Raw genomic sequence first — 13,449 nt, 5'->3', positions numbered from 1 at the left:
CGGCGGATTTCGGTGGCCACCACCGAGAAGCCGCGCCCGGCCTCGCCGGCCTTCTCGGCTTCGATGGCCGCGTTCAGCGACAGGATGTTGGTCTGGTCGGCCACCTTGGTGATGGTGGTGAGCACGCTGTTGATGTTGCTGGCCTTCTCGGACAGGGCGGCCAGCTTGGCGCTGATGGAGTCCGTGGCCGACACCATGTGCTGCATGGTCTCGTCCATGCGCTTCAGGTTGTCCTGTGCCTCGGCGGTGGCGCTGGTGGTGTAGTCGGCCACGGCGGTGGCGCTTTCCATGGTCTGCAGCAGCTGCGCCGTGTTGGCGGAGATTTCCTTGGTGGTGCTGAGCACTTCCACGCTGGTCTGGGCCTGTTCCACGCCGGTGGCTTCCTGCTGCTTGGCCGAGGCGGCGATCTCGGTGGCCGAGGTGGTGACCTGGATGCCGGCCTTCTGTNACGCTGGTCTGGGCCTGTTCCACGCCGGTGGCTTCCTGCTGCTTGGCCGAGGCGGCGATCTCGGTGGCCGAGGTGGTGACCTGGATGCCGGCCTTCTGTACATTGTTGAGCAGCGCGCGCAGGTTGTCGAACATGCGCGACAGGCCGTGGCCCAGCTTGCCGATCGCGTCCTCGCCGGCCACCGTGACCTTGCCGGTCAGGTCGCCCGAGGCAGCCTTGGACACCACTTCCAGCAGCGCGTCCACCTTGGCGCGCAGCAGGTTGGTGTCGGCCAGCTCCCTGGCCTGGCTGTCCTGGATGGTCTGCGCCATGCGGTTGAATTCAGCCGTGACCTGGCCCAGCTCGTCGCCTGAAATCACGGCGGCACGCGCGCCCTGTTCGCCGGCCGCGATGCGGCCCACCGCCTGCGTGAGATTGGTCAGCGGCGCGATCAGCGCCTGCGACAGGAAATACGCAATCAGCACGCCCAGCACGAAGCAGGCCGCGCCGCCGGCCAGCAGCACCATCAGCATGGAGCGCTGCAGCTCGGTGGAGGTTTGGGTACGCTCGGCCAGCAGCCGGGTTTCTTCCGCCGACGCCGCTTCCAGCTCGGCGTGGATGGCGCGGATCAGCGGGCTGCCTTGCTTGAGCTGGGACTCCGGCGAGCGGCCGATGGTGTCGGCTGCGCCGGGCGCGTCGCCCAGCTTCCGGCGCAGCGCCACCTGCGGCTCGACCACATCCTTGATCCAGTTGTCGATCTGGGCGCGCACCTTGTCCATGCGGGCCCGCTGGACGGGATTGTCGCGCGTGAGCTCGCGCGCCTTGTTCAGGGAAACCGTCACGTCATCGAGCTCGCCCTTGATGCGCGCGGCGCGCGCCGGGTCGCCGGTCAGGTAGTAGCCGCGCGATTCGGCCTGCACGTCCAGGATATCGTTGCTGACGCGGTCGATCGACAGCAGCACGTCCATGGTGTGCCGGTCCCAGGCGTTCGCTTCGGACAGGCGGGAAAAATTGTAATAGGCAGCCACCAGCAGCAGCGCGATGATGGCGAGAATGGCGCCAAAGCCGAAGTAGAGTTTCTTCTTGATACTCAGGTCTTTGAGCATGGGTTCTCCGTAATCCAGTGGCAATGCGCCATTCTGCCATGGGCAGGGCCTGCCATGGCGTGAAACTGGCGTGCCGCGCCCCAGCGGCTCAACTATTGACCGAGAAGGTGGCCACGCTGCTCTGCAGCGCGCCAGCGGCGTACTGCAGCTGCTGCACCGCCTCGCTGGTCGAGCGCAGCGATTCCACGGTCTGCTGGGTGGCGTCGTTCAGCTGCATCATGGTTTGCGTGATCTGCTGCGCGCCCACCGACTGCGACTGCATGCCCTGCAGCACGGCGTCGAACTGCGGCGCCAGTTTCTGCACCTGCACCATCACGCCCGAGAGCTGGTCCGTCACCTGGCGCACNCGACTGCGACTGCATGCCCTGCAGCACGGCGTCGAACTGCGGCGCCAGTTTCTGCACCTGCACCATCACGCCCGAGAGCTGGTCCGTCACCTGGCGCACCTCGCCCACGCTGCGGCGCACCTCTTCGGAAAATTTGTCCATGCCCATCACGCTGGCCGACACCGCCGACTGCATCTCCTTGAGCATCTGCTCGATGTCCCAGGTTGACACCGAAGTCTGGTCGGCCAGGCGGCGGATTTCGGTGGCCACCACCGAGAAGCCGCGCCCGGCCTCGCCGGCCTTCTCGGCTTCGATGGCCGCGTTCAGCGACAGGATGTTGGTCTGGTCGGCCACCTTGGTGATAGTGGTGAGCACGCTGTTGATGTTGCTGGCCTTTTCGGACAGGGCAGCCAGCTTGGCNGCCACCACCGAGAAGCCGCGCCCGGCCTCGCCGGCCTTCTCGGCTTCGATGGCCGCGTTCAGCGACAGGATGTTGGTCTGGTCGGCCACCTTGGTGATAGTGGTGAGCACGCTGTTGATGTTGCTGGCCTTTTCGGACAGGGCAGCCAGCTTGGCGCTGATGGAGTCCGTGGCCGACACCATGTGCTGCATGGTCTCGTCCATGCGCTTCAGGTTGTCCTGTGCCTCGGCGGTGGCGCTGGTGGTGTAGTCGGCCACGGCGGTGGCGCTTTCCATGGTCTGCAGCAGCTGCGCCGTGTTGGAGGAGATTTCCTTGGTGGTGCTGAGCACCTCCACGCTGGTCTGGGCCTGTTCCACGCCGGTGGCTTCCTGCTGCTTGGCCGAGGCGGCGATCTCGGTGGCCGAGGTGGTGACCTGGATGCCGGCCTTCTGCACATTGTTGAGCAGCGCGCGCAGGTTGTCGAACATGCGCGACAGGCCATGGCCCAACTGGCCGATGGCGTCGTCGCCAGCCACCGTGACCTTGCCGGTCAGGTCGCCCGAGGCGGCCCGGGACACCACTTCCAGCAGCGCGTCCACCTTGGCGCGCAGGGCGCTGCTGTCGGCCTGCTCCCTGGCCTGGCTGTCCTGGATGGTCTGCGCCATGCGGTTGAACTCCATGCCCACCTGGCCCAGTTCATCGTTCGACACCACCGCCACCCGCGCCGACTGCTCGCCGGCCGCGATACGGCCCACCGCCTGCATCAGCACGCTCAATGGCCCGAGCAGGGCGCGCAGCAGCAGCCAGCCGATGCCGAGCGCCAGCAGCACCGCCAGCGCGCCGCCGCCGCCCAGCAGCCAGGCCTGCGACTGGCGCAGCTCGCGCGCTTCGGCCGAACGCTCGGCCAGCAGGCGGTTCTCGTCGGCGCTGACTTCCGCCAGCAGCTTGCGCACGTCGGCAATGACCTTGGCGCCGTTCAGCACATCGGCCGCCGTGGCCACCTGCTGCGACACGCCCACCTGCTTGTTCAACTCGCGCCGTTTGTCGAGCAGGGGGTGGATGACGTTCTGCACCCAGTCCTCGGCCATGGGGCCGATGCGCTTCAGGCGCGCCTGTTGTTGGGGATTGTCCCTGGTGAGTTCCAGCGCGCGCGCCACGTGGCGGCGCATGGATTCCTCTTCCTGGGGGATGATGTTGATCAGGCTCTCGTTCCCGGTCAGCATGAAGCCACGCGTGGAGTTCTGGATCTGCAGCACTGCGTTGGCGATCTGGTCGGCCTCCAGCAGCACCTCCAGCGTGTGGCGGTCCCACGCGTTGGCGTCGGACAGGCGGCTGAACTGGTTGAAGGACAGGCCGAGCAGCAGCAGCAGGGTGGCCACGATGGCGCCGAAACCGGCGGTAAGCTTGGTTCTGATGCGCATATCTCTCATGAGTTCTCCCAGCGATGATATGGCAATGTAGCACTGCCGCCCGGAAAAACAAAACGGGCCGCACTTGGCGGCCCGTCCGGTTACAGCTTTACCACATCAGCGCCGTACCGGCCGCCGTATTGGTCACTTACTGGCCGCGCTTGAGGCGGGCGTTCGCTGCGATGCGCATGCGCAGCGCGTTCAGCTTGATGAAGCCGCCGGCGTCGGCCTGGTTGTAGGCGCCGCCGTCTTCGTCGAAGGTGGCGATGGTCATGTCGAACAGCGAATCGGTCTTCGAATCGCGCGACACCACGATCACATTGCCCTTGTACAGCTTGACGCGCACCCAGCCGTTCACGGTGGCCTGGGTGTGGTCGATCAGCGTCTGGATCGCCACGCGCTCGGGCGCCCACCAGTAGCCGTTATAGATCATGGAGGCGTAGCGCGGCATCAGGTCGTCCTTCAGGTGGGCCACTTCGCGGTCCAGCGTGATGGATTCAATGGCGCGGTGCGCCTTCAGCATGATGGTGCCGCCCGGGGTTTCGTAGCAGCCGCGCGACTTCATGCCCACGTAGCGGTTTTCCACCAGGTCCAGGCGGCCGATGCCATGCTTGCCGCCCAGGCGGTTCAGTTCCGTCAGCACGGTGGCAGGCGACATGCGCACGCCGTTCAGGGCCACGATGTCGCCCTTTTCGTATTCGATGTCCAGGTATTCGGCCTGGTCGGGCGCCGCTTCCGGGCTCACGCTCCAGCGCCACATCGATTCCTCGGCTTCGGCACTCGGGTTTTCCAGGTGGCGGCCTTCAAAGGAGATGTGCAGCAGGTTGGCGTCCATCGAGTACGGCGCGCCGCCGTTCTTGTGCTTCATGTCGATGTCGATGCCGGCGTCTTCCGCGTACTTCAGCAGTTTTTCACGCGACAGCAGGTCCCACTCGCGCCATGGCGCGATGATCTTCACGCCCGGCTTCAGCGCGTAGGCCCCCAGCTCGAAGCGCACCTGGTCGTTGCCCTTGCCGGTGGCGCCGTGCGAGATGGCGTCGGCGCCGGTCTCGTTGGCGATCTCGATCAGGCGCTTGGCGATCAGCGGACGCGCGATCGAGGTGCCCAGCAGGTATTCGCCTTCGTACACGGTGTTGGCGCGGAACATGGGGAACACGAAGTCGCGCACGAATTCTTCGCGCACGTCGTCGATGTAAATGTTCTCGGGCTTGATGCCGAACTTCAGCGCCTTGGCGCGCGCCGGTTCCAGTTCCTCGCCCTGGCCCAGGTCGGCCGTGAAGGTGACGATCTCGCACTGGTAGTTATCCTGCAGCCACTTCAGGATCACGGAGGTATCCAGGCCGCCCGAGTAGGCCAGGACTACTTTTTTGATGTCGCTCATGGTCGTTCCATTCTTGATAGGTGATTCGGTATTTTATCTTGCCGGCGGAGGTGCCCCGCAGGACGCCGCACGTCCGTAGGGCGGGTTAGCGCGCAGCGCGTAACCCGCCGGTGCATCACTTGCCGTCCAGCCGTCCCAGCAGCAGGTACTCGATCAGCGCCTTCTGGATATGCAGACGGTTCTCGGCTTCGTCCCAGACCACCGACTGCGGGCCGTCGATCACATCTGCCGCCACTTCCTCGCCGCGGTGCGCGGGCAGGCAATGCATGAACAGCGCGTCCGGCTTGGCGCGCGCCATCTTGGCGCTGTCGACGATCCAGCCGTCGAAGGCCTTCAGGCGGGCCGCGTTCTCGTCCTCGTAGCCCATGCTGGTCCACACGTCGGTGTTGACCAGGTCCGCGCCTTCGCAGGCGTCGGACGGGTTGGCGAAGAAGGTATAGCGGTCGGTGGACACCAGCGACATATCCATGTCGTAGCCCTTGGGCGTGGACACGTTGACGTGGAAGCCGAACACTTCGGCCGCCTGCAGCCAGGAATACAGCATGTTGTTGGCGTCGCCCACCCAGGCCACGGTCTTGCCGGCGATGGAGCCGCGGTGCTCGTAGTAGGTGAAGATGTCGGCGAATACCTGGCAGGGATGGTGCTCGTTGGTCAGGCCGTTAATCACCGGCACGCGCGAATGGGCGGCGAAACGCTCGATGATGTCCTGGCCGAAAGTGCGCACCATGAGCACGTCGCACATGCGCGACATGACCTGGCCGGCGTCTTCCACCGGCTCGCCGCGGCCCAGCTGGGAATCGCGGGTGTTCAGATAGATGGCGGCGCCGCCCAGCTGGTGCATGCCGGCCTCGAAGGAGAGGCGGGTGCGGGTGGAGTTCTTGTCGAACACCATCACCAGGGTACGGTCGACCAGCGGGTGATAGATTTCGTAGTTCTTGAATTTGCGCTTGATGACGTGGGCGCGTTCGATCACGTATTCGTATTCATCCAACGACAAGTCGGAAAACTGCAGGTAGTGCCGAATCGGTTTTTGGGTAGACATAGTGACAACGATTTGTTGGGCTGGCAGTGGCGGGGGTGCCGGAAACGCCAGCTTAGCAAAACATTATACGGCTAAATCGGGGCTGCGGCAGCATCGATGGCTGGGGCCGGCAACCGCTGCTCCCCCGGCTGTGTTGCGTGTACTGGAAGAGCTGGCGTCGTGGGGCGGTTCAAGAAGCATTAGACGCCGCTGCCGCGCGCAGTCCGGTGGTTCGCGCGCGGCAGGGCTGGGCAGGTGACGCGTCAGCTTGGCTTGCGGCGGCGCCGCAGCGCGCCGGCGGCAACCAGGCCCAGGCTCAGCAGCGCCACGCTGCCGGGTTCGGGGACGCTGGCCGCAGGTGCAGAGGCGTTGGCGGTGGCGTCAACGCGCAGGCCCATGCCCAAGTCCAGGTCGGCTGCGTTATACCACTGGCCGCCTTGCTGCAGCGCGTAGCCGGCCAGCGGCTGCGGCGCCCAGCCGGGCATGCTGGCCTGGCTGGCGGCGCTGTAGCTGGACGTGAACACGACCCAGTAGGCGCCCGGTCCCACGGCCCAGTCCAGCGCCAAGGCGCCGGTCCAGGCCAGCGCGCCGGCTGCCGTGGCGATGCTGGCCGTGCGCAGGGCGCTGCCCGGAATGAAGCCGCCGTCGCCGTCGGCCACGCTGCTGAACAGGCTGATGCCCACCGTGCCGGCGTCCGTGCTGAAGTAGCCCTGGATGCTGTCGATGGTCATGGCGCCAGCCAGCGAGAACTGACCGGCGTAAGAATGGCCGCTGTTGAAGGCCCAGCCGGCGCCGACCGCGTTGGAGGGCATACCGGTGTTGGCTACCAGCGTTGCCTGCGCGGTGCCGGGTGCGAGTGCGAGCGCGGATGCCAGGGCCAGTCCGAGGATGGCCTTCAGCGCGGATGCCGCAGGCCGTGCGCAAGCGGCGCGCGAAGAAATCAGAAACCGAGTCGTGTGCATAGTGGCCCCTTATTTCAGCTTGCCTGCGCCGGCGTTGGCCGGCACGGAGGTGAGCGCCGAGGTGGCGGTTTGCAGTGCGTACAGATAGGGCGGCGTCCACGTATTGGCCGCGCTTGGCTGAGCCAGCCCGCACTGGCCGTCCACCGCGTTGGTGCCGGCCTTGTCGCTGGTGAAGATGTGGCCGGACGAGCGGAAGCCGATGAAGTCCTTGCCCTTGATGGCTTTGCCGCAGAATTCGATCAGCTTGAGGCCCGTGATGTTGTAGTAGTTATTCTCCAGCAGCATATTGGAGCGGTAGCGCGCGTCGGTGCCGCTGGAGAACTTGACGTCCGGGTCGGTGGTGGAGACGCTGCCGGTGACCACGTTGTTGAACAGGTGCACCTGGCCGTAGCGGTTCAGCGGCAGGCGCGTGGTGGCGCCGTTCCACCAGTTGCCGGAGAAGGTCACGTGCAGGCGGCCCTCGTCGCTCCAGGCGCGGCCGGAGTCGCCGTTGCCCACCAAGGTGGTCTTGTGGTGCTTGTTGAACACGCTGTTGGCGATGGTCACGTAGTCGCTGCCGCGCACCACGTCGAGCGCGCCGTCGTGGCGTGTCTTGTAGGTGCCGGTGGCCAGCGATTCGGGCGTGTCGCCGTCGCTGATGGTGATGTGGTCGAGGTAGATGTTCTGCGCACGCGAGACGGTCAGGCCGTCGGCGTAGGCATTGGCCGAGTCCTCGGGGTTCACGTCCCATGGCGTGTCGATGGCCAGGTTGCGCACGATGACGTTACGGGTCCAGGTCGGGAAGTCGTCGCCGTCCTTGCCGTCGGCAATCCACTTCTTGAAGTCGGCCTGCTCGTCGCCGGCGGGCGTGAGCGCCAGTTCGCCGCCGATCAGCAGCGCGGTGCCGGTGATGCGCGCGGCCCGGCCCTGCGCGTCATTGATGCCCACCAGCGTGGTGTTGGAGGGGATGCTGATGGAGCCGCCCAGCTTCTGGTCCGAGTAGCTGGTGTATTCGCGGAACACGGTGTTGTTCTGGCTCCAGCGCAGGTCGATGTGGCCGATCACGCGGATGATCTTGGGCTCGTTGCCGGCTTCGTTGATGGCGGCCAGCAGCTGCTGGCCGTTGTACACGGTGTAGACGCGGTTGGCGGTGGCGGCGCTGCCGCCGGTCACCAGCACTTTGCCCTTGCGCGACCAGGTGTGCCAGCCGGTGGCGGGCGCGGTCTGGCGCTCGAAGGTGAGTGCGCCGCCGGTCGGGTCGCCGCTGGCGAACTGCCACACCGGCAGCTTGGGCGCGGCCATGTAGCTGGCCGGGTCGTGCAGGCCGCCCACCAGGACCGGGGCGGAGTAGTTGCGGATGCCGTATTGCGCGGTTTGCAGCGGGGTGCTGGCACCGGTCAGGGTGGCGGCGTCGATGGTGGCAGCCTGCGCTGCCGAGGCCAGCAGGATGCTGGCCGCGATCAAGGTGTTTTTCAAGGTTGGTCTCCGTTATTGTTAAAAGTGACGAGCCCATACCCGCGCGACAGCGCCTTGCCTGTGGCAATAGCCACATCAAGATAGCTACATCATAGCTACATCAATAAAACGGCAAAGCGCGTGGGGGTAAGGAAAAACTGTCAGCGTCCGGCTTCTACCGAGCCGTGGCGCTGATACAGGCACCTTGCGTACCTGTTGCCTTTGCGAAGAGGGCGGGGAGCCGAGTTCGCTCAGGGTGCGTATCGCCGCCGCTGGCGCCGGAAGGCGCAGCACGGCAGCGATCGGATCATGCTACGCCCGCGTGCAAGATTATGCAACAGGCAAGTCATGCACTGTGGTTTGTATGCCGGGCTTAGCGGTTGCTAGCCGCCGACGGGGCCACGGGGACGAACTGGAGCTGGCGCTGGGCGTCCTCGGCCGACATGGCTTGCATGCGGTCGGCGCCGTCCTTGTATTTGCGCTTGAGGTTGGTGCCGGTGGGGATGTAGGCGTCGGTGTCGTAGTTGGAGACGATGGGCGTGCGCGGCTCGTCGGTGGTGGCGCAGCCGGACAGCAGCGGGCTTGCCACAGCGGCCAGCATGGCCAGGGTGCCGAAAGCGGATAAGTTCATGGGCGTCCTTGGTGAAGGGCCGGCACCGGATTGGCGCGGCTCCGTGCCGCCTAGTTTAATAGCAAATTGGCACGTCTAGACAAATATTTAGTGGTAGATCGCCACCGGGCCGGTGTCATTCTGCAGGGGGGCAGTGAGCGGCAGGTCGAGGGTGAAGGTGGTGCCGGCCGGGCTGCTGGAAACGCTGATCTGGCCGCCCAGCAGCGACGTGACGATGTTGTAGCTGATCGACAGGCCCAGGCCGCTGCCGCCCTGGCCGAGCTTGGTGGTGAAGAAGGGATCGAAAATGCGCGACTGGTGCTCGGCCGGGATGCCGCCGCCGTCGTCGCTGAACGTCACCAGCGCGCGCCCGTCCGCCGTGGGGCTGGCGCTGAGCCGCATGCGGCCGTGCACCCGGCCCTCGAAGGCGTGCAGCAGGGCGTTGTTGATGAAGTTGGCCAGCACCTGGCCGAAGGGGCCGGGATAGCTGTCCATGGCCAGTGTGTCCGGCACCTCGAATTCGATGCTGTGGTTGGCGTTGCGGATGCGGTTCATCATGGTGGCCACCACCTCGTGGGTCACCTGCTGCAGGTTGAACATGCGGCGCTGCTCGGTGGTGCGGTCCACCGCCACCTGCTTGAAACTGTTCACCAGGTCGGCCGCGCTGGTGAGCCCGCGCATCACCAGTTCGGACGCCTTCTGCGCGTCGGCCACGTAGGCGGCCAGCTCCGAGCGGCGCAGGCCGGCGCCGTTCATCTGCTGCTCGATCTCGGCGGTCTTTTGCTGTAAGGTGCTGGCGATCAGCAGGCTGTTGCCGATCGGCGTGTTCAGCTCGTGCGCCACGCCCGCCATCAGCGAGCCCAGCGCGGCCAGCTTTTCCTGCGACACCAGCTGCGTCTGCGCGTCCTGCAGTTGGCGGTAGGCTTCGGCGTTGTCGAGCGCGATGGCGCCGTAGGCGCACAGCGAGCGGAAGATCAGCCGCTCGCGCTCGCCGTAGGCGTTCACCTCCAGCGACTGCGCCGTCATCACGCCCAGTACGCGCTCGCCCACCAGCAGCGGGACGTACAGCGCGCTGCGGTTGGGGCAGGTGCCGGGGATGACGAAGCTGTGGTCCGTGCTGTTCAGGTCCGGCACGTACACTTCGCGCCGCTGGTTCAGGCAGCGCACCGAGAACGAATGCGGGTGCGACAGCGGGATCACATTGGTGCGCAGCGCGCGGCCGCCCTCCACGCCGAAGGCGCGCGTGAGCGACTGGCCGCCATGGTCCACCAGGTAGATGGCAAAGGTGTGCGCCTGCAGCAGCGCCGCCACGTGGCGGTCCAGCGCCTGGAACACGGCCGCCGCGTCCAGGTGGGTGGTGATTTCCTGGCCGATGGCCGACAGCCGCTCCAGCATGGCGCTGGTCTGCTGCAGCACCTCGGCGCGGCGCGCCTCGGACGCGGCCAGTTCGCGGTGGTGCAGGCCTTCGGCGCGCGCGTGCTCGGTCTGGTGGTGCACCTGCATGGCCACGGCGCGGTTGGTGGCTTCTTGGCTGTGCGTTTTTTCGCGCGCGGCGCTGGCGGCCACCGCCATCTGGTAGGCCTGCTGGTAGCTGCCGGCGCGCGCGTATTCGCGCGCCAGCGCGTCCAGCAGATCGCCCGGCACGGTATAGCCCTCGATGGTGGAGGCCACCGCCAGCGCCTGGTGCAGATAGTGCAGCGTGGCGTTCAGCTCGGTCATGCCGGGCGGGCTGGGCAGCGAATGGCGGCTGTAGATCAGCGACAGCACGCGCAGCGCGGTCACATGGTGGTGGGTGTTGCGCTGGGCGCCCGCCAGCCGCACCGCCTCGTGCGCCGCCGCCAGCGCCTCCTGCGGCCGGTCCAGTCCGGACAGCGCGTGCGCCTGGCCGCGCCGCGCCACGGTCTGCAGGTCGGCCTGCTGCAGCGCGTCGGCGCGGCCCTGCAGCAGCAGGAAGGCGTCCAGCGCGGCACCGTAGCTGCCGCGCGCCAGCGACAAATCGCCCAGGTACTGCAGCGCGATGGCATAGCTGCGCGCGCCCGACAGCGGCGCCAGGATGTCCAGCGCCTCGTGCAGCAGTTCCTCGGCCGCGTCCAGCCGGCCCAGGCGGCGCATGGTGTCGGCCGTGTGCATCAGGCAGGCGCCCACGCTGCGCGGCCAGCCGGCCGGGCGCGCCAGGTCCAGCGCGCACTGCATCCATTCCAGCGCGGCGTGGTGGTCGTTGAGGTTGGTGAAGTCTTCGCCGATATTGGTGGCGGCAGTGATGGCCGCGCGCAGCTGGCCGGTGGCCAGTGCGTTTTCATAGCAGCGGATGTAGTGGCTGGCGGCGGTGCCGAAGTCGCTGGACAGGCTGGCAGCCACGCCCAGGTAGTCGTGGCGCCAGGCGGCGCAGCCGGGGGCCAGCAGCGCCGGGGGCGGAGGCGGCGCGAGCGCGGCGTCCGGCGAAAAGTCGAGCGCAATGCGCGGGGTCCAGTGGGCGGCGCAGGCCGGGTCGCGCAGGATGGCCCAGCGCGCGGTGGCCGCCTCAATGATGTGCTGGCGCTGCACGTCCTGCGCCTGGCTGGCGGCGGCCAGGGCCAGCGCCAGTTCGCTGTCGCGCCCCACATGGTCGCCGCGGTCCACCTGCACCCATGCCTGCAGCCAGTGGGCGTCGGCGCAGCCGGCATGGTCGCCCAGCGCGCACAGCTGCCCGAAGGCGGCGCTGGCGCGCGCTTCGGCCGCGTCCAGCGCGCCGCGCAGCCACAGCACCTCGGCCTGCACCAGCTGCATGCGGCCGGCGATGGCGGTCTGGGCGGGGGAATCGAGATTGGTCTGGGGCAGCAAGGCGAGCGCTTCGGCGGCCAGCGCGTCGGCGCGTTCGCTGTCGCGCTGGCGCAGGTGCCAGGCCAGCGGCACCAGCACGGGCAGGCGCGCAACGCCGCGCAAGGGCAGCAGCGATAGCTCCCATTGCGCAACATCCTCCTCGACCGCGAACATGTCCATGGCCTGACCCTTGTTTGTCACCACCCCGCCAATAATGCTCTAGAGCACTGGAACGCGCAATCGACTTTTAGAATAGATGTTAAGTTAATTGTTTTTTTAATACAGCGTCTGCGCCGACTCGTGCAGCAGCTGGCCGTACAGCTCGTGGCGCAGCTTGGCGATCTCGCCGGCCTTGACCGCATCCAGCACCGGGCATTGCGGTTCGATCAAGTGGCGGCAGTTGTAGAACTTGCAACCGCCGAGATAAGGCTTGAAGTCGCGGAAGGCGCGCTCCAGCATGCCTTCGCTCAGGTGGTACAGGCCGAACTCCTGGAAACCGGGTGAATCGATGATGGAGGTGTCCGGGCCCAGGTCTGGCATGGTGTACAGGCGCGTGAAGGTGGTGGTGTGCTTGCCGGTGTCCAGCGCGGCGGAAATTTCGCGCACGGCAATGTCGGCGCCCGGCACCAGCAGGTTGATCAGCGAGGACTTGCCCATGCCGGACTGGCCGATCAGGATGGACGAATTGCCCTTGAGCAGGGGGCGCAGGGTGGCCACCGCGTGTTCGGGATTGCCCTTGGCGGACACTTCGTGCACCGGGTAGCCCAGCTTGGAGTACATCTTCAGGCGCTCGCGGGTGCGTTCCAGCGATTCGGTCACGTCCACCTTGTTCAAAATCAGGTGCACGTCGATGCCGGCCGCCTCGGCCGCCACGGTGGCGCGCGAGACCAGGTCGTCCGTGTAGCCGGGCTCGGTGGCCACGACGATGAACAGCTGGCTCACATTGGCCGCCAGCAGTTTGGACTTGTACTGGTCCGAGCGGTACAGCAGCGTCTTGCGCTCGGTGATCTCGTCGATGACGGCCTGGTCGGCCGAGGTGGCGGTGAGCTTGACGATGTCGCCCACGGCCACATTGGTTTTCTTGCCGCGCGTAACGCATTGCACGCGTTCGCCGTCTACGTCCGCCAGGTAGTGGCGGCCGTGGGCGGCAATGATGATGCCGGTCTGCTGTGCAGGCTTGCCGGATGCTGCCTTGGCTGCCTTGGCTGGTGCTGGCTGCTTCATGCTCGCTCCGCCAGTGCATCAGCCCTGGCGGCGCAGATGAAATCGTTGAGCGACAGGCCGCCCTGGCCCTGGTTCACGGAGTGGGTGTCGTAGCGGGCGATGCAGCGGTTATAGGTCACAGTCAGTTCCGGGTGGTGGTCTTCGGCGTGCGCCAGGTAGGCCAGCGCGTTGACGAAGGCCAGGGTTTGGTAATAGTCGGCAAAGCGGAACTCGCGCACCAGCTTGCCGTGTTCCAGCCGCCACAGGGGCAGCAGGGCGGCCAGGCGGCGCACTTCCTCGCCGTCCAGCGCGTCCTTGGCCGGCGCGCAGTGCAGCGTCAGCAGGTGTTGTGCGTCCAGGATCGTCATGGG

General features: G+C 66.6%; 11 protein-coding genes and 1 pseudogene. All 12 read right to left on the bottom strand.

Annotated features, from left to right (window positions below; all coding sequences use genetic code 11):
• On the bottom strand, window positions 1–206 hold a 206-nt coding region (locus tag ASC94_RS33780; protein ID WP_229417330.1), incomplete at its 3' end, for a methyl-accepting chemotaxis protein.
• Window positions 207–448: 242 nt separating this feature from the next.
• Window positions 449–1,395, bottom strand: a 947-nt coding sequence (locus ASC94_RS33775) for a CHASE3 domain-containing protein (RefSeq protein ID WP_229417329.1), incomplete at its 3' end; no start/stop codon positions are given.
• Window positions 1,396–1,880: 485 nt separating this feature from the next.
• Window positions 1,881–2,279, bottom strand: a pseudogene (locus ASC94_RS33770) (methyl-accepting chemotaxis protein); the annotation flags it as partial.
• A 1-nt stretch (window position 2,280) separates the two neighbouring features.
• Window positions 2,281–3,680, bottom strand: a 1,400-nt coding sequence (locus ASC94_RS17945) for a methyl-accepting chemotaxis protein (protein WP_229417312.1), incomplete at its 3' end; no start/stop codon positions are given.
• Between the two features lie 136 nt (window positions 3,681–3,816).
• The gene (locus ASC94_RS17940; protein WP_056397709.1) at window positions 3,817–5,049 is read right to left on the bottom strand and encodes an argininosuccinate synthase; all 1,233 of its coding nucleotides are present in this window, start codon (window positions 5,047–5,049) and stop codon (window positions 3,817–3,819) included.
• Window positions 5,050–5,164: 115 nt separating this feature from the next.
• A complete protein-coding gene (argF, locus tag ASC94_RS17935) occupies window positions 5,165–6,091 on the bottom strand; it encodes an ornithine carbamoyltransferase (RefSeq protein ID WP_056397706.1) in 927 nt (308 codons plus the stop codon).
• A 242-nt stretch (window positions 6,092–6,333) separates the two neighbouring features.
• Entirely contained in the window at window positions 6,334–7,032 is a 699-nt protein-coding gene (locus ASC94_RS17930; RefSeq protein ID WP_082616616.1) for a PEP-CTERM sorting domain-containing protein, read from the bottom strand.
• Window positions 7,033–7,041: 9 nt separating this feature from the next.
• A complete protein-coding gene (locus ASC94_RS17925; RefSeq protein ID WP_056397700.1) occupies window positions 7,042–8,487 on the bottom strand; it encodes a polysaccharide lyase family 1 protein in 1,446 nt (481 codons plus the stop codon).
• A gap of 352 nt (window positions 8,488–8,839) precedes the next feature.
• Entirely contained in the window at window positions 8,840–9,097 is a 258-nt protein-coding gene (locus ASC94_RS17920; protein ID WP_056397697.1) for a hypothetical protein, read from the bottom strand.
• Window positions 9,098–9,184: 87 nt separating this feature from the next.
• Complete coding sequence (locus ASC94_RS17915; RefSeq protein WP_229417311.1) at window positions 9,185–12,076, bottom strand: ATP-binding protein; 2,892 nt, start codon at window positions 12,074–12,076, stop codon at window positions 9,185–9,187.
• Window positions 12,077–12,151: 75 nt separating this feature from the next.
• Window positions 12,152–13,099 (bottom strand): ribosome small subunit-dependent GTPase A, encoded by a 948-nt coding sequence (gene rsgA / locus ASC94_RS17910; RefSeq protein WP_056397691.1) that lies wholly within the window; start codon window positions 13,097–13,099, stop codon window positions 12,152–12,154.
• Window positions 13,096–13,446, bottom strand: a complete 351-nt coding sequence (locus ASC94_RS17905; protein WP_056397688.1) for a 4a-hydroxytetrahydrobiopterin dehydratase — start codon at window positions 13,444–13,446, stop codon at window positions 13,096–13,098. The genes rsgA and ASC94_RS17905 overlap by 4 nt, the downstream gene beginning before the upstream one ends.
• Window positions 13,447–13,449: the final 3 nt, after the last annotated feature.

Source organism: Massilia sp. Root418 (assembly GCF_001425265.1).
Classification (GTDB): Bacteria; Pseudomonadota; Gammaproteobacteria; order Burkholderiales; family Burkholderiaceae_D; genus Rugamonas.
Note: the sequence above shows the minus strand (reverse complement) of the source record. Positions and strands in the feature narration are given on the sequence as shown.